18 protein-coding genes are annotated in these 15,908 nt (G+C 32.6%); 15 read left to right on the top strand and 3 right to left on the bottom strand.

Translation table 11 applies throughout. From position 1 onward, the window contains the following. Position 1 precedes the first annotated feature (1 nt). Positions 2 to 745 (top strand): head GIN domain-containing protein, encoded by a 744-nt coding sequence (locus tag V6251_RS05840; protein WP_341587400.1) that lies wholly within the window; start codon positions 2 to 4, stop codon positions 743 to 745. On the opposite strand, the gene gldA is transcribed toward V6251_RS05840, so the two are convergent. Continuing rightward, the gene (gene gldA, locus V6251_RS05845) at positions 746 to 1,639 is read right to left on the bottom strand and encodes a gliding motility-associated ABC transporter ATP-binding subunit GldA (protein WP_341587401.1); all 894 of its coding nucleotides are present in this window, start codon (positions 1,637 to 1,639) and stop codon (positions 746 to 748) included. It abuts the gene before it with no gap. A gap of 344 nt (positions 1,640 to 1,983) precedes the next feature. On the opposite strand from gldA, the gene V6251_RS05850 reads away from it, so the two are divergent. Genes V6251_RS05850 through V6251_RS05865 form a run of 4 tightly spaced genes read left to right on the top strand, consistent with a single transcriptional unit; the run spans position 1,984 to position 5,928 of the window. Next, positions 1,984 to 2,811: a prephenate dehydratase gene (locus tag V6251_RS05850; protein WP_341587402.1), complete on the top strand. Its 828-nt coding sequence runs from the start codon at positions 1,984 to 1,986 to the stop codon at positions 2,809 to 2,811. Further along, positions 2,808 to 3,950: a pyridoxal phosphate-dependent aminotransferase gene (locus tag V6251_RS05855; protein WP_341587441.1), complete on the top strand. Its 1,143-nt coding sequence runs from the start codon at positions 2,808 to 2,810 to the stop codon at positions 3,948 to 3,950. Before V6251_RS05850 ends, V6251_RS05855 begins: the two co-directional genes overlap by 4 nt. After that, the gene (locus V6251_RS05860) at positions 3,950 to 4,801 is read left to right on the top strand and encodes a prephenate dehydrogenase (RefSeq protein WP_341587442.1); all 852 of its coding nucleotides are present in this window, start codon (positions 3,950 to 3,952) and stop codon (positions 4,799 to 4,801) included. Before V6251_RS05855 ends, V6251_RS05860 begins: the two co-directional genes overlap by 1 nt. A 44-nt stretch (positions 4,802 to 4,845) precedes the next feature. Next, positions 4,846 to 5,928: a bifunctional 3-deoxy-7-phosphoheptulonate synthase/chorismate mutase type II gene (locus tag V6251_RS05865; protein WP_090837809.1), complete on the top strand. Its 1,083-nt coding sequence runs from the start codon at positions 4,846 to 4,848 to the stop codon at positions 5,926 to 5,928. A gap of 53 nt (positions 5,929 to 5,981) precedes the next feature. Here the strand turns inward: V6251_RS05865 and V6251_RS05870 are convergent, their stop codons facing one another. Then, complete coding sequence (locus V6251_RS05870; protein WP_341587403.1) at positions 5,982 to 6,461, bottom strand: hypothetical protein; 480 nt, start codon at positions 6,459 to 6,461, stop codon at positions 5,982 to 5,984. Positions 6,462 to 6,574: 113 nt separating this feature from the next. Between V6251_RS05870 and rsgA the strand changes: the two genes are divergently transcribed. The 7 genes from rsgA to rlmN all read left to right on the top strand — a co-directional run bounded on the left by rsgA (position 6,575) and on the right by rlmN (position 12,186). Continuing rightward, positions 6,575 to 7,525, top strand: a complete 951-nt coding sequence (gene rsgA, locus V6251_RS05875; protein ID WP_028284337.1) for a ribosome small subunit-dependent GTPase A — start codon at positions 6,575 to 6,577, stop codon at positions 7,523 to 7,525. Beyond that, positions 7,526 to 7,978: a D-aminoacyl-tRNA deacylase gene (gene dtd / locus V6251_RS05880; RefSeq protein ID WP_341587404.1), complete on the top strand. Its 453-nt coding sequence runs from the start codon at positions 7,526 to 7,528 to the stop codon at positions 7,976 to 7,978. Position 7,979: 1 nt separating this feature from the next. Further along, positions 7,980 to 8,168, top strand: a complete 189-nt coding sequence (locus V6251_RS05885) for a hypothetical protein (protein WP_341587405.1) — start codon at positions 7,980 to 7,982, stop codon at positions 8,166 to 8,168. Between the two features lies 1 nt (position 8,169). Next, the gene (locus tag V6251_RS05890) at positions 8,170 to 8,496 is read left to right on the top strand and encodes a nucleotide pyrophosphohydrolase (protein ID WP_028284341.1); all 327 of its coding nucleotides are present in this window, start codon (positions 8,170 to 8,172) and stop codon (positions 8,494 to 8,496) included. Positions 8,497 to 8,532: 36 nt separating this feature from the next. Continuing rightward, positions 8,533 to 9,765: a 3-phosphoshikimate 1-carboxyvinyltransferase gene (locus V6251_RS05895; RefSeq protein WP_341587406.1), complete on the top strand. Its 1,233-nt coding sequence runs from the start codon at positions 8,533 to 8,535 to the stop codon at positions 9,763 to 9,765. Positions 9,766 to 9,850: 85 nt separating this feature from the next. After that, positions 9,851 to 10,900 carry a tRNA preQ1(34) S-adenosylmethionine ribosyltransferase-isomerase QueA gene (gene queA, locus V6251_RS05900; protein WP_292947097.1) on the top strand — a complete coding sequence of 350 codons (1,050 nt, stop codon included), beginning with the start codon at positions 9,851 to 9,853 and terminating at the stop codon, positions 10,898 to 10,900. 245 nt (positions 10,901 to 11,145) lie between these two features. Next, positions 11,146 to 12,186: a 23S rRNA (adenine(2503)-C(2))-methyltransferase RlmN gene (gene rlmN / locus V6251_RS05905; RefSeq protein WP_292947100.1), complete on the top strand. Its 1,041-nt coding sequence runs from the start codon at positions 11,146 to 11,148 to the stop codon at positions 12,184 to 12,186. 73 nt (positions 12,187 to 12,259) lie between these two features. On the opposite strand, the gene V6251_RS05910 is transcribed toward rlmN, so the two are convergent. Beyond that, entirely contained in the window at positions 12,260 to 13,420 is a 1,161-nt protein-coding gene (locus V6251_RS05910; RefSeq protein ID WP_341587407.1) for a T9SS type A sorting domain-containing protein, read from the bottom strand. A 146-nt stretch (positions 13,421 to 13,566) separates the two neighbouring features. Between V6251_RS05910 and V6251_RS05915 the strand changes: the two genes are divergently transcribed. The 3 genes from V6251_RS05915 (at position 13,567) to V6251_RS05925 (ending at position 15,888) form a co-directional block, all read left to right on the top strand. Next, a complete protein-coding gene (locus V6251_RS05915) occupies positions 13,567 to 14,544 on the top strand; it encodes a polyprenyl synthetase family protein (RefSeq protein ID WP_341587408.1) in 978 nt (325 codons plus the stop codon). An 80-nt stretch (positions 14,545 to 14,624) separates the two neighbouring features. Beyond that, positions 14,625 to 15,185 (top strand): RNA polymerase sigma factor, encoded by a 561-nt coding sequence (locus V6251_RS05920; protein ID WP_341587409.1) that lies wholly within the window; start codon positions 14,625 to 14,627, stop codon positions 15,183 to 15,185. Then, on the top strand, positions 15,172 to 15,888 hold the full coding sequence (locus V6251_RS05925) for a hypothetical protein (RefSeq protein ID WP_341587410.1): 717 nt from the start codon (positions 15,172 to 15,174) through the stop codon (positions 15,886 to 15,888). Before V6251_RS05920 ends, V6251_RS05925 begins: the two co-directional genes overlap by 14 nt. Positions 15,889 to 15,908 lie beyond the last annotated feature (20 nt).

The following is a 15,908-nucleotide window of genomic DNA, read 5'->3' on the forward strand; positions in this document are numbered from 1 at the left end:
GATGAAAAAAATAATATACATACTATCAGTAATAGTTCTATTTAGTTGTGATTCTGAAAACGCACCAGATTGTTTTCAAAATTCGGGAGATATCGTACAACAAGATATTGCTGTAGATGGGTTTACCAAGATTACGGTATATGAAAATATCGAATTATTTATAGAACAAGGTCTGACGCAAAAAGTAGTTTTAGAAACTGGAGAAAACTTAGCAAACGATGTTGATGTCTATGTAGAAAATGGACGATTGATTTTAAAGGACAATAACGGTTGTAATTTAACAAGGGATTATGGGATTACTAAAATATATGTTACTACACCTAACTTGACAGAAGTTAGAAACAGTAGTAATTTAGATGTACATAGTATTGGTGTTTTAAATTTTCCAGATTTAAAATTGTATTCTGAAGATGATTCTGGAGATTATTACAATGTAGGTGTTTTTAATATGGAGGTCAATTGTACCGATTTAGTAGTGGTAATTAATAATATAACTACAAATATAATCTCTGGTACAACAGAGAATTTAAGAGTTAACCATGCGTCTGGTAATGGGCGTTTTGAAGGACGCTATTTAATAGCTCAAAATGTAACCATTTATCATCGTGGTACAAATGATATCATAGTAAATCCGCAACTTAGCTTAATAGCTAGTTTGGTTAGTACAGGAGATGTTATCGCTGTTAATACACCACCAACAATTACAATTTCGCAACAATTTGATGGACAAGTAATTTTTGAGTAACTAACTTGTTAGTTCTCTAAATAGACTTTCTAAACTTGCGTTTTTTTGATTAAGTTGTAAAATCTTTAATTCGTTATCATGAGCAAAATCAAAGACATGACTACGCATATCTTCTGACGTTCCAAACGTGATTTCGTAAGTAAAATCGTGGATGTTTTTAACATGTTTTGCATTAGGTAATTTTAATAAAAAAGCTTCTTCAATTCTATAATCAAATTCCACAATAACAATTTGTTGCTGTCCATCGCGCAATTCTTTTAGTTTTTTATTGGTAACAATTTCTCCTTTATTAATAATAATAACACGATCACACATGGCTTCAACTTCCTGCATAATGTGTGTAGATAAAAATACAGTTTTATCTTTTCCTAAATTTTTAATTAGATTTCTAATGTCAATTAATTGATTAGGATCCAAGCCTGTCGTAGGTTCGTCTAAGATTAAAACCTCAGGATTATGTAGTAAGGCGTTTGCTAAACCAACACGTTGTCTGTAACCTTTGGATAGTTGTCCAATAGTTTTATGTGCCTCAGGTGTTAATCCAGTAAGCGTAATAACCTCTTCAATACGCGATTTGTCAACATTATAAACATTAGCGTTAAAGCTTAAATATTCTCTTACATATTGTTCTAAATACAAAGGGTTGTGTTCTGGTAAATAGCCAACACTTTTTTGTACATTTTTTGTGTCAGTTAAAATATGATGTCCATTAACTTCCGCATCGCCTGATGTAGGATTTATGTAGGTTGTTAAGATTTTCATCATAGTAGATTTTCCGGCACCATTAGGTCCTAAAAAACCAACAATTTCGGGACGATTAATTTCAAAAGAAATATTGTTTAAAGCCTTCTGCGAGCCATAAACCTTAGTTATGTTTTCTACTTTAATTGACATGGTTATAATCTTTACTCAAAAATAGACATTCTGTAATTTAAACCATAGATTATTAGTAAATCTTTAAATCTTTACTAAAAACCACAAAAATAGGTGCTTAGTGTTTTGTTATATCATTTTATTAATTACTTTAGCAATATTATTACAAACATGAGCACAATAAACAATACATATTTTAGCTGGTATTATTTCTTTTTTAACAAAAGGAACGAGACGCTGTATATGTAATTTAGCAACATATATTTTTTAAAAAAGTCTCGATATATATCGAGACTTTTTTTTGTTTTAATAAGTCAGGATTACACAAAACAAATAGGATAACTCAATTAAAAAAGAATAATAAATTGATAAAATCAGTAGCTATACAAGGTATAAAAGGATCATTTCATCACATTGTGTCTCAAAATTATTTTCAGACTAATGTTAGTATTGTTCCGTTTATGTCTTTTGACCAAACAGTGGAAAGTGTCCTTAATAAACGGACAGATGCAGCAATAATGGCTATTGAAAACTCAATTGCAGGCTCCATTATACCTAATTATGCGCTAATAGATACTAATAATTTACACGTAGTAGGAGAGTATTATTTAGATATTCAACACAACTTAATGGCTTTGCCAAATCAAAAGATTGAGGATATTACAGAAGTATATTCTCATCCTATGGCTTTGTTGCAATGTAAAGCTTTTTTTAAGCAATATCCACATATCAAACTTATAGAAGATAAGGACACTGCAGAGGTTGCGGAACGTATTCATAATAAACAATTAAAAAATACAGGAGCTATTGCAAGTACTTTAGCTGCGCAGATATTTGAGCTAGATATTTTAGCAAAAAGCATCCAGACTATTAAGCATAACGAAACCCGTTTTGTTATTGTAAAACAAGATAATTCTGAGATCGCTGAAGCGGAAATTAATAAAGCGTCTATCAAATTTGAATTAGACCATAAAAGAGGAAGTTTAGCAACCATTTTAAATGTCATGAGTGATTGCAAATTAAACTTAACAAAAATACAGTCTTTGCCAATCATTGAAACTCCTTGGAAATATGCCTTTTTTGTGGATGTAACCTTTCAAGATTATCAAGATTTCAAAAAAGCAAAATCTATAATGGATATTATGGCCACCCATTTTAAAGTTATTGGTCAATATAAAAATGCAAAAAAATAATGAAAGTAGCTAACAGATTACATAGTGTAGAGGAATACTACTTTTCTAAAAAATTAAAGGAAGTCAATGCTTTAAAAGCATCAGGAAAACCTATAATTAATTTAGGAATTGGAAGTCCAGATTTACAACCATCAAGCCAAGTTGTTGCAGCGTTAACAGCAGGTTTATTAGATGTTAATGCACATAAATATCAAAGCTATCAAGGCTTACCAGAGTTTAGACAAGCTATTTCAGAATTTTATAAAAAACAATATCAAACACAGATTAATCCAGAAACAGAAGTGTTACCATTAATGGGAAGTAAAGAAGGGATTATGCATATCTCTATGGCTTTTTTAAATGAAGGTGATAATGTCTTGATTCCTAATCCAGGCTATCCTACATATGCAGCTGTGACTAAATTAGTGCAAGCTAATCCTATCGCTTATAATTTAGATGAAAGCAATAATTGGCTGCCTAATTTAGACGAGATTGAAACTTTAGATTTAAGTAAAGTTAAACTAATGTGGATCAGTTATCCTCATATGCCAACAGGAGCAAAGGCTAAAAAAGCAGATTTAAAAAAGTTAGTCGATTTTGCTAAAAAGCATGATATTTTACTAGTAAATGATAATCCTTATAGTTTTATTTTAAATAATAATCCATTAAGTATTTTAAATGTTGAAGGTGCAAAGGATGTTTGTTTGGAGCTAAATTCTCTAAGTAAAACTTTTAATATGGCTGGTTGGAGAATTGGAATGGTTTTAGGAAGTCCAGAACATATAAACGCAATTTTAAAAGTAAAAAGTAATATGGATTCTGGTATGTTTTACGGGATTCAAAAAGGAGCAATAGCAGCATTAAATAGTCCGCAAGAGTGGTTTGATAGTTTAAATACGGTATACACAACACGTCGTAAATTAGTTTGGCAGTTAGCAGATAAATTAAACTGTACCTATGATAAAGAAGCTTCAGGTTTATTTGTTTGGGCAAAAGCACCAGAAGGTTACAAATCAGAAACATTTATAGATACTTTGTTGCACGATAAAAGCCTATTTATAACACCAGGGACGGTTTTTGGAACACAAGGCGAAGGGTATGTAAGATTTTCGTTATGTGCAACAGTAGAACAAATAGAAGAAGCAATAGCAAGAGTATGATACAAAATATATACATAATTGGTGTTGGATTAATTGGCGGTAGCTTGGCTTTGGACATAAAAAATAAACGTCCTGGAGTTACAGTTTATGGTATTGATAAATCCGAAGACCATATAAATCAAGCTTTAGAGCTTGGTGTTATTGATCATAAAGCCACTTTTGAAGATTTAGATAAGGCAGATTTAGTAGTATTAGCTATTCCTGTGGATGCTTCTGTTAGTGTTTTGCCCGATGTGCTTGATAAAATATCAGATTTTACGTTAGTTGCTGATGTTGGTTCGACTAAGTCTGATATTTGCAAAGTGGTAGAGAACCATCCAAGGCGACGCAATTTTTTAGCTATGCATCCTATTGCAGGAACTGAGTTTTCGGGACCAAAAGCAGCAATCAGAGATTTGTTTAATCAAAAGACAAATATTATTTGCGAAGTAGAAAAAACAGCCTTCAAGCTACAAGAAAAAGCAGTCGGTTTGTTTACGGAAATAGGAATGCGTATGCGTTATATGAATCCAGAATCTCATGATAAACATATTGCTTATGTGTCGCATTTATCACATATTAGTGCATTTATGTTAGGAAAAACGGTCATTGAAAAAGAAAAGAATGAGCGTGATATTTTTGATATGGCAGGTTCAGGATTTGAAAGTACTGTAAGATTAGCCAAAAGTAGTCCAGCCATGTGGACACCAATTTTTAAACAGAATAAAACTAATGTAGTCGAAACATTAGAGGATTACATCGCTAATTTAACACAGTTTAAAAACCTTATAGAAAACGATGATTTTGAAGGTGTCTTTAACGAAATGAAAGACACCAATTACATCAAACAAATATTAAACGGAATACAATAAATAGTAACATTCTATAAAATTTTATAGGATTAGATAAGAAGATTATGGAAAACAAAAAAGAAATGAGAAACTGGTTGGATGACATGAAGTTAGATCATCCATTAGTAATCGCTGGACCATGTAGTGCAGAGACAGAAGAGCAAGTGTTAAAAATAGCACACGAGCTAAAAGATACTGACGTTAGCTATTTTAGAGCAGGTATATGGAAACCACGTACAAGACCAGGAATGTTTGAAGGTGTTGGTGCTTTAGGTTTAAATTGGCTTAAAAAAGTTAAAGAAGAAACAGGCATGAAAACCTGTACTGAAGTTGCTAATGCTGCACACGTAAAATTGGCTATCGAAAATGATGTTGATTTACTTTGGATTGGTGCACGATCTACAGTTAGTCCATTTATCATGCAAGAATTAGCAGATGCATTAGCAGGAACAGATAAAATTGTATTGGTTAAAAATCCAGTAAATCCAGATTTAGCGTTATGGTTAGGTGGTATTGAAAGATTATATACTGCAGGTATTAAAAACTTAGGTGCTATCCATAGAGGGTTTTCTACTTACGAAAAAACGAAGTATAGAAACATTCCAGAATGGCAAATTGCTATTGAGTTTCAAAACAGATTTCCAGATTTACCATTAATAAACGATCCATCGCATATTACTGGAAAACGAGATATGGTTTTTGATGTCTCTCAAACAGCATTAGATTTAAATTTTGATGGTTTAATGATTGAAACTCATACAGATCCTGATAATGCATGGAGTGATGCGGCACAGCAAGTAACTCCTGCATCTTTAATTCAAATGATGGTAGATTTAAAGATTAGAAAAGAATCTGATCCAGAAGCAGAATACAATCAGGAATTAACTAACCTTAGAGCGCAAATTGATGTTGTGGATAATCAGATTATCGAAGCTTTAGGTAAGCGTATGAAAATTGCTGACGGAATTGGAGGTCTTAAAAAACAGAAAAACGTTGCAGTTTTACAAAGCAAACGTTGGAACGAGATTTTAGGAAAAATGGTTTTAGAAGGAGAATCTAAGGGATTGAGTGAAGAGTTTATCTTAAAAATGTTTAAGGCAATTCACCAAGAATCAATTAATCATCAAGAAAAAATTATTAAAGGATAATTTTAATTTTTAGTATAAAAAAGCCTCTTAAATTTAAGAGGCTTTTTTGTGTTTTAAAGTGTTCGTTTAAACGTGTATCTTGTAATAAAAATACCTTTACCATCACCTTTTCCTCCTTCACTTTCAACACCAGTATTAATAAAGGCTAATTCCCATCCTTGAGCAACCATGTCGTTAACTTTTGAAGTCATAACAGCATCGTTGGCAGCTATATTTTGAAATCTAATTCCACCTAAATTATAAAAATTTAACAGCTTAGTTTCGTCATAATTTTTAACTCTGATTTCATTTCTTTTAGATTTGTTTTTTTCATCAGAATCTTTATCATCAGAGCGCACAGTTGTAAATTCTTTGTAGTCTTTAGTTTCATTTGCAGATATCATTCTAGAACGACCCAAACCATTAGGTACAATAGATTCTACAACAGTCACAACCTTATACTCTACCTGACCACTTTTGTCAGATTTAGTAATAAATGAGAATGAAATAAAGCCAAGAATGGCTAATGCGATAAATAAATAGTTTTTTTTCATAATATAAGTTTATGTTAAGACACGAAGTTAATAAAAATTTTAAACCAACAAAGGATGCCATTTGGTGCTGATTTTTGTTGGAATAGAAGATAATAATTTTCATATTTGTAGTAATGACAGGACGCGTATACAAATCTACAGGTAGTTGGTACACAGTAAAGACCGAATTAGGTCAGACTTACGAGTGTAGAATAAAAGGGAAGTTTAGACTTAAAGATATAAAAAGCACAAATCCAATTGCTGTTGGAGATTTTGTGGACTTTGAATTGGATACAAAATCTGACCAAGAAACAGGTGTGATTAACACCATTCATGACAGACAAAACTATATTGTCCGTAAATCAGTAAATCTATCTAAACAAACACATATCATTGCATCAAACATTGATCAAGTTTTTTTGTTGGTGACTATAGATAATCCACCAACATTTACAAGTTTTATAGATCGGTTTTTAGTAACAGCAGAGGCTTATGATATTAAAGCGGTTTTATTATTTAATAAAATTGATACATACGATCAAGACACTTTAGATGAGGTAAGATATTTGGCTCATGTTTACAGACAAATTGGATATGAATGTATAGGTATTTCGGCTACGACCGGAAAAAATCTAGACCAAGTTAAAAGCTTAATGGAAGGTAAGGTTAGCATGTTTACAGGACATTCTGGTGTTGGAAAATCAACATTGGTAAATGCTATAGAGCCTACTTTAGACCTAAAAACTAAAGCCATATCCATGCAACACATGCAAGGTCAACATACCACAACGTTTGCTGAGATGTTTGATTTAAGTTTTGATGCTAAAATTATTGACACACCAGGAATTAAAGGTTTTGGCGTGGTTGATATGGAAAAGGAAGAAATTGGAGATTATTTTCCAGAGTTTTTTGCTTTAAAACAAAATTGTAAATTTAACAATTGTTTACATATCGAAGAACCTAAATGTGCTGTTAAAGAAGCTTTAGAGAAAGATGAAATTGCAGCATCACGATACAAAAGTTATGTGCAAATTGTAGAAGGAGACGAGGAACATTATAGAACCGATATTTGGAATCAGGAATAAATGAGAGCAGTCATTCAAAGAGTTAGTAAAGCAAGCGTAACTATTGAAGGTGATTTAGTAGCTAATATTAACAGTGGTATACTAATTTTACTAGGTGTTGTAGAGCAGGATACGCAAGATGATATTGATTGGTTAGTCAACAAAATTAGTAATTGTCGCATATTTAATGATGACAATCAAGTAATGAATAGATCATTAATAGACATAAATGGAGAGGCTATTGTTGTAAGCCAATTTACATTACATGCAAGTACCAAAAAAGGAAATAGACCAAGTTATATCAAGGCTGCAAAACCTGATATTGCAATCTCTTTATATGAAGCTTTTGTAAAACAAATACAATCTGTTTTAGATAAACCTGTACAAACAGGTCAGTTTGGCGCAGATATGAAAGTGGAGTTGTTAAATGATGGTCCTGTAACCATTATTATAGATTCTAAAAACAAAGAATAAAGTGAAAAAAAAGGTGATCACATTTTTTGTAGCAGCATTGTTTTATGGTGTTTTAAGTTATCTAATTAATTATTTTGTTAAATCTGATTATACAAATAATCAAATCATAAATATGTCCATCTTTTTTGGTGTGGCAATGGGTTTATTTGAAACGTTAGTTAGACCACTAATTTTTAAAAAAATAAAGTAAAATGGACATTAAAAACGCACAGCTAGAGGTAGACAATTGGATTAAAAATCATGGTGTTCGTTACTTTAACGAGCTTACCAATATGGCACAATTAACAGAAGAGGTTGGTGAAGTTGCACGGATTATAGCTAGACGCTATGGTGAACAAAGCGAAAAAGAATCTGATAAAAATAAAGATTTAGGAGAAGAGTTGGCAGATGTTATGTTTGTAGTATTGTGTTTGGCAAACCAAACAGGAATAGATCTTCAGGAAGCTTTTGATAAAAAGTTAGACCTTAAAACTAAGCGTGATCACGACAGACATCATAACAATCAAAAATTAAAATAAAGTACTACTTTCTGTTATTACAGAAATCCTTTACATATGAATTTACATTTACACCAATCAACAATACATCAAACAAACGCTATCCAAATTACTGGGTCAAAAAGCGAATCTAATAGACTGTTATTGTTGCAAGCTTTATATCCCGAAATAAAAATAAATAATATTTCAAACAGTGACGATTCGGTATTAATGGCTAAAGCTTTAGCGTCAAAAGATACTTTTATAGACATACATCACGCTGGAACAGCGATGCGATTTTTAACAGCATATTTTTCAACACAAGAAGGCAGAACTATCGAGCTTACAGGATCTAAACGTATGAAAGAACGTCCTATTGCTATTTTGGTTGATGCCTTAAATCAATTAGGAGCTCAGATTACTTATAAAGAAAACCAAGGGTTTCCACCATTATTAATTACTGGTAAAAAGTTTACTAAAAATAAAGTCACGCTTAAAGCTAATGTGAGTAGTCAGTATATATCAGCACTATTATTAGTGGCTTCAAAATTAGAAAACGGATTAGAATTAACCCTTGAAGGCGATATCACATCTGTACCATATATTAAAATGACGTTAAGCTTATTGGAAGAAATCGGTACAAAAACAAAGTTTCAGGATAATGTAATTACCATTTACCCACAACAGCAACTAGCTGATAAAACGCAACAATTAACCGTAGAAAGTGATTGGTCATCAGCATCCTATTTTTATAGTATAGTAGCAATGTCTGCAATAGGTACAACAATTTCGTTATCATCATATAAGCAAAATAGCCTGCAAGGAGATTCCGCTTTAGCGACAATTTATAACGCATTTGGTGTGACCACAACCTTTAAAAATAATACAGTTGTCCTTCAAAAAACCGAAGCTACATCATCAGATACATTAATTAATTTCGATTTAAAAAATGCACCAGACATAGCACAAACTATTTCGGTAACCGCATTTGGATTGGGATTAGAGTGTCACTTAACAGGATTACATACCCTAAAAATTAAAGAAACAGACCGTTTAGTAGCCTTAAAAACCGAAATTGAAAAATTAGGAGGACAAGTAACCATTACAAACAATAGTTTAACATTAAAAAAAGCGACTAATAGACATCAAAATGTTACAATAGCAACCTATAACGATCACAGGATGGCTATGGCATTTGCACCATTAGCCTTAAAAATTCCAATAATTATAGAAGACTCAAAAGTAGTCTCTAAATCTTACCCAACGTTTTGGGACGATTTGGCTGCTTTAGGCTTCATTTTTAGTGTTTAATAAATAATAATTGGTCATTTACTTGACAACGCCTATCTCCAGATTGTATATTTGCAATCTTGTTAACTTAACAACTAATTAATAAATGAAATTATCACACTTCAATTTTGAATTACCTGAAGAGCTATTAGCGGAATATCCTGCAGAAAACAGAGACGAGTCTCGTTTGATGGTGTTAAACCGAAAAGAGCAAACCATCGAACACAAAATGTTTAAAGACTTAATCGAGTATTTTGACGAGAAAGATGTGATGATTCTTAACAACACCAAAGTATTTCCTGCACGTTTATTTGGTAACAAAGAAAAAACAGGAGCAAGAATCGAAGTGTTTTTATTACGCGAGCTTAACCAAGAACAACGTCTTTGGGACGTATTAGTAGATCCAGCACGTAAAATACGTATTGGTAACAAACTTTATTTTGGTGATGACGAGACGTTAGTAGCAGAGGTTATTGACAACACAACATCTAGAGGACGTACCTTACGTTTTTTATACGATGGATCATACCAAGAGTTTAGAATCAAACTACAAGAGCTAGGAGAAACACCTTTACCAAAATATATTAAAAGAGAAGTAGAGCCAGAAGACGAAGACCGTTACCAAACCATCTACGCAAAAGAAGAAGGTGCAGTAGCAGCTCCAACAGCAGGACTTCACTTTTCTAAGCACTTATTAAAGCGTTTAGAAATCAAAGGTGTAGACTTTGCAGAAGTAACTTTACACGTTGGTTTAGGGACTTTTAATCCAGTAGAAGTAGAAGATTTATCTAAACATAAAATGGATAGCGAAGAGCTTAAAATTGAAGCTAAAGCAGTAGAAGTTATCAATAACGCTAAAAAAGAAAAACGTCGCATTTGCGCAGTAGGTACAACAGCAATGCGTGCAATAGAAAGCTCAGTATCATCAAGCGGAACACTAAACGAAGTAGAAGGATGGACCAATAAATTTATCTTTCCACCATACGACTTTAGCATCGCAAACGCAATGATTACTAACTTCCACACGCCAAAATCAACACTTTTAATGATGGTGTCAGCATTTGCAGGACACGACTTCATGAAAAAAGCATACGAAGAAGCAGTAAAAGAAAAGTATAAATTTTACAGTTATGGAGACGCGATGTTAATCATCTAATCCTTTATAAATAAATAATCAAAACCTCTTTTATCCTTAATAAGTAAAAGAGGTTTTTTTTATGGCATTACCCAAGGGTCGAGCTCTCGACAGTCGCTTTGCATTTGCTTTAAGGCAAAAGCAAGAGCTTCAACAAATGTCTCCATCGCTAATGCACAACCCAAAGACCAGTTTTAAAATAATCTATAGTAAATCGTCAATCGTAATTCGTAAATCAATAAACGATTCACTATTTTTGCAATCCAATGGAAATCAAGAAAAAAGACATACGCGCATTAAGCAAAGACCAACTTAGGGACTTTTTCCAAAAAGAAGGCGATAAAGCCTTTAGAGGAAATCAAGTGTACGAGTGGCTATGGAGCAAAGGTGCACACACCTTTGAGGATATGACCAACCTATCCAAAGACACGCGTCAAATGCTAGAAGATAACTTTGTTATAAACCATATCAAAGTAGACGTTATGCAGCGTAGTAGTGATGGTACAGTAAAAAATGCAGTTCGATTGCATGATGACTTAATAGTCGAGTCGGTTTTAATACCTACAAAAACAAGGACCACAGCCTGTGTGTCAAGTCAAGTAGGCTGTAGTTTGGACTGTAAATTTTGTGCGACAGCACGATTAAAACGTATGCGTAATCTAAATCCAGACGAGATTTATGATCAAGTAGTAGCAATTGACAGAGAAAGTAGATTATACTTTGACAGACCATTAAGTAACATTGTATTTATGGGAATGGGAGAACCATTAATGAACTACAATAACGTACTTAAAGCAATAGATAAAATAACATCACCAGAAGGATTAGGCATGTCGCCAAAGCGTATTGTGGTGTCTACATCAGGAGTGCCAAAAATGATTAAAAAAATGGCTGACGATGAGGTTAAGTTTAAATTAGCAGTCTCACTGCACTCAGCAATTGATGAGGTCAGAACATCTATAATGCCTTTTAACGCAACATTTCCGTTAGCAGATTTAAGAGAAGCATTAGTCTACTGGTACGAGAAAACAAAAAATCGCATCACCTATGAGTATGTGGTTTGGGAAGGGATTAATGACAAACGCAAAGATGTTGATGCACTAGTACAGTTTTGCAAATTTGCACCAAGCAAAGTCAATATTATAGAATACAATCCCATTGACGATGGTCAATTCCAGCAAGCAAGATCACAAGCAATAGATATGTATCAAAGCGTTTTAGAAGAAAATAACATAACCGTAACTATTAGACGTAGTAGAGGTAAGGATATTGACGCAGCATGTGGGCAATTAGCTAACAAAGAATAGTTTAAAAAAATAGTTTAACATAAAAAAAGCGACTTTCAATTGAAAGTCGCTTTTTTTTATAACTATAACAAGGTTATTCTTTAACAAATTTAAGCGTTTGCTTTTTGTCTTGAGTATTAATTGTTATTAAGTAAATTCCATTATTTAAAGAGGCTACATTAATTGAGTTTTCTAGAATATCTGTACCTTTTCTTTTAATTACTAGTTGTCCTAGTTGGTTGTATACTTCAACAGATTCAATAGCTAAGTTTGTTTTAATAGTTATAACATCACTAGCAGGATTAGGATAAACGCTAAAATTATTATCTAATGTAAACTCATCAGTAGATAAAGCAGGATCTGTCTCAGTTGTAAAAGACCAAACAGCACTAGCAGTAGACCCAAAGCAATTAAAAGACTCTATAGACCAATAGTATGTAGTGTTATAAGCCCAGTTGAAAGTAATTCCGTTTCCATTAGTCGCTCCTGGTATAGTACCAATATTTGTTCCTGCTGGATCTGTACCCAAAGATAAATTAAAAACGGTTGCAGATGGTCCAGCAATCCAGTCAAACGGAGTAACTAAGGGTGTTGTACCTGTAACATCTATAGCTACATTTGTTGCACCATTAGCAGGAGTAGTTACAGTTGCAGCAATTGGTGCAGCAGTTTCTGTACAAGCAAAAACCTTTACGTTATCAAAAGCCCAAAAATAAGAATAATCTCCAACCCATCTAAATCTAACTTTTGCATTGCTAACACCTGCTAATAGTGCAGATACATCATAAGATTTAAAACCAAAATCAAGTTCGTTGGCTCCACTTGTGTTGTTTGTACTGTTAAATAAAACCACTTGTACCCAAGCAGTACCATCAAATACTTCAACAAAACCATTACCACCAAATTCTGCACGAATAACATGATTAAATGTTAACTGTACATCTGTTAATGCCGAAGCATCAAAAGTTGGGCTTTCTAAATAAGTATCTTCAGCTTCACCATCATTACCCAAAATATCACTATCAAAAATTGGATAACTTCCAGAGAAACCTTCGTCATACAAAACAACGTTGCCTACTCCAAATCCAGGAGCTTCTCCGGTGTTATTAAAAGACCAAACACCTCCATTAGCAAGGTCAGTATTAGACCAGCCAGCAGGTGTACTTAAACCTGCATTAAAATCTTCATCAATCAAAACTTGACCAAATGCAAATGAAGCAGTTAGAAATAAAAATAAAAATGTAATTTTTTTCATGTGTGTGTGTTTAAGGATTAATACGCTTTAAATATACCACAAAATTAAAGCACTAGCTTTTTTTAGTATAAATATTGCGAATTATTAACATTTCAATCCATTAGATTATTCGTATTTTTGATATTACTAAAAGTTACACCATTATTTTGAAAATAACAGAACAAATAAAACAGCCTATTGCTTTTGAGATGGATCTTTTTGAGCAAAAATTTAGGCTTGCCATGTCCTCTAAAGTTGCTCTGTTAAATAGGATTACATATTACATCGTCAATCGTAAAGGAAAACAAATGCGTCCAATGTTTGTTTTTTTAGTGGCTAAAATGGTGTCTAATGGTGAGGTTAGTGAAAGGACGTATAGAGGTGCATCTGTCATAGAGTTGATTCATACAGCAACATTAGTGCATGATGATGTCGTGGATGATAGTAATAAGCGTCGTGGTTTTTTCTCTATAAATGCACTATGGAAAAATAAAATAGCAGTTTTAATTGGTGACTTTTTATTATCAAAAGGATTATTACTATCAATAGATAATAATGATTTTGATCTTTTAAAAATCATTTCTATTGCTGTAAGAGAGATGAGTGAAGGCGAATTACTTCAAATAGAAAAAGCTAGAAAACTAGATATAACAGAAGCTGTTTATTATGAAATTATTAGACAAAAAACAGCGACACTTATTGCTGCTTGTTGTAGTCTTGGAGCAGCATCAGTAAAACCCAATTCTGTTGAGGTAGAAAGTATGCGTAAGTTTGGAGAGTTAATAGGTATGGCATTTCAGATTAAAGATGACTTGTTTGATTATGGTACCCAAAGCATCGGTAAACCTACAGGTATTGATATCAAAGAACAAAAAATGACCTTACCTTTAATTTACGTATTAAACAATTGTTCTAAAAAGGACAAAAAGTGGTTAATCAATTCGGTTAAAAATCACAACACAGATAGAAAACGGGTTAATCAAGTCATCCAATTTGTAAAAGACAATGGAGGATTGGATTATGCTGTTTCAAAAATGAAAGCATTTCAGGAAGAGGCATTATTACTGCTAAATAATTTTCCTAAATCAGAATATAAAGACTCGCTTGAGTTAATGGTGAATTATGTCATAGAAAGAAAAAAATAATTTTTTTTCGTACTTCAGGCAACCTTCTTAAAAGCTTTTGCGTCTTTATAAATAGAAGACCAAACTAAAAAACACTATCTGTGAAAGTCGTTACCTTATTTAATAACGAAGTAAAGCTAATTAAAAAAGCTGCTCAGAATAATCGTGAAGCCCAACACGTATTGTTTGAGCTGCATGCACCTAAAATGTTAAGTGTATGTCGTTACTATATTAAGGATATGCAACATGCAGAAGAGGTCATGTTAAATGGTTTTTTAAAAGTGTTTACTAATTTAAAAACCTTTAAACATGAAGGCAGTTTTGAAGGTTGGATTAGACGTATAATGGTTAGAGAGTCTATCTCTTTTTTAAGACAAAAAAAGACGATTCAGTTTGTAGGTGAAGAGTATCAACACATCGAGATTCAAGATGAAGCATCGCAACAATATGATGTGGCACAACTTCAAGAATTAATAGACAATTTGCCAGAGGGTTATAAAATGGTTTTTATAATGTACGCAATTGAAGGCTACAAACATGCTGAGATAGCAACACTTTTAAACATAAGTGTTGGGACGTCAAAATCTCAATTATGTAAAGCAAGAAAAATGCTGCAGGACAATATTAAGATATTAAATATTAAAGAATATGGCACCAAATAAATTTGAAAAGCAATTAAAAGACACGCTAGAGCGTCGCACAATTGCGCCAAGCAAAATAGCTTGGAGCCAACTAGATACGCAATTAGATAATCAAAAAAACAAACGAAAATTCCCATTTTGGTGGTTTAGTATTGCAGCTACTTTTCTAGGTGTATTTATGGCAATTTTTATTTTTAATGACAAACCTGATCCAATTAATGTAGTTGTTGAGGATGTCAAAAATGAAATACTGTTACCAAGTAAAATCAATCAAATTAACAAGCAAAATAAAGTAACTAAAACGATAACAAGTCCAGAAGTAGTCGTTGATAAGGTAAATGTTAAACCAAAACATAAAGCAGTAACAAATAAAGCAACAATACAAAGTGTTGAAGCAGATAAATCTAATACTGTTTTGGTTGTAAATGACAATACTAAATTTCAAGATAAAGTAACTATAGCATCTGCTACTAATTCACAAAAACCTAATGATAATATCAGTCAAACGACAACAATAACATCTGAAGCTGACCTATTATTAAAAGAAGCATACTCAGATGTGCAAAACAACTACACTACTTATAAACCAGAAAAAATTGACGCTAACTCATTGTTGGAAGATGTAGAGATGAAATCTGAAAAATCTCTAAAAAATCGTCTGTTTCATGCTGTAAAATCAGGCTACGAAACATTAAAAACAACAGTGGCAGAGCGTGATTTTTAAATCAATTAATCATTAAAAAA

It is taken from the genome of Olleya sp. Ti.3.14, from assembly GCF_038154885.1.
GTDB lineage: Bacteria > Bacteroidota > Bacteroidia > Flavobacteriales > Flavobacteriaceae > Olleya.

What these genes read in the sequence shown, in the direction of transcription:
- V6251_RS05840 (WP_341587400.1), top strand. Translation starts at nt 2, where the DNA reads ATGAAAAAAATAATATACATACTATCAGTAATAGTTCTATTTAGTTGT.
- gldA (WP_341587401.1), bottom strand. Translation starts at nt 1,639, where the DNA reads ATGTCAATTAAAGTAGAAAACATAACTAAGGTTTATGGCTCGCAGAAG.
- V6251_RS05865 (WP_090837809.1), top strand. Translation starts at nt 4,846, where the DNA reads ATGGAAAACAAAAAAGAAATGAGAAACTGGTTGGATGACATGAAGTTA.
- V6251_RS05870 (WP_341587403.1), bottom strand. Translation starts at nt 6,461, where the DNA reads ATGAAAAAAAACTATTTATTTATCGCATTAGCCATTCTTGGCTTTATT.
- rsgA (WP_028284337.1), top strand. Translation starts at nt 6,575, where the DNA reads ATGACAGGACGCGTATACAAATCTACAGGTAGTTGGTACACAGTAAAG.
- dtd (WP_341587404.1), top strand. Translation starts at nt 7,526, where the DNA reads ATGAGAGCAGTCATTCAAAGAGTTAGTAAAGCAAGCGTAACTATTGAA.
- V6251_RS05890 (WP_028284341.1), top strand. Translation starts at nt 8,170, where the DNA reads ATGGACATTAAAAACGCACAGCTAGAGGTAGACAATTGGATTAAAAAT.
- V6251_RS05895 (WP_341587406.1), top strand. Translation starts at nt 8,533, where the DNA reads ATGAATTTACATTTACACCAATCAACAATACATCAAACAAACGCTATC.
- queA (WP_292947097.1), top strand. Translation starts at nt 9,851, where the DNA reads ATGAAATTATCACACTTCAATTTTGAATTACCTGAAGAGCTATTAGCG.
- rlmN (WP_292947100.1), top strand. Translation starts at nt 11,146, where the DNA reads ATGGAAATCAAGAAAAAAGACATACGCGCATTAAGCAAAGACCAACTT.
- V6251_RS05910 (WP_341587407.1), bottom strand. Translation starts at nt 13,420, where the DNA reads ATGAAAAAAATTACATTTTTATTTTTATTTCTAACTGCTTCATTTGCA.
- V6251_RS05925 (WP_341587410.1), top strand. Translation starts at nt 15,172, where the DNA reads ATGGCACCAAATAAATTTGAAAAGCAATTAAAAGACACGCTAGAGCGT.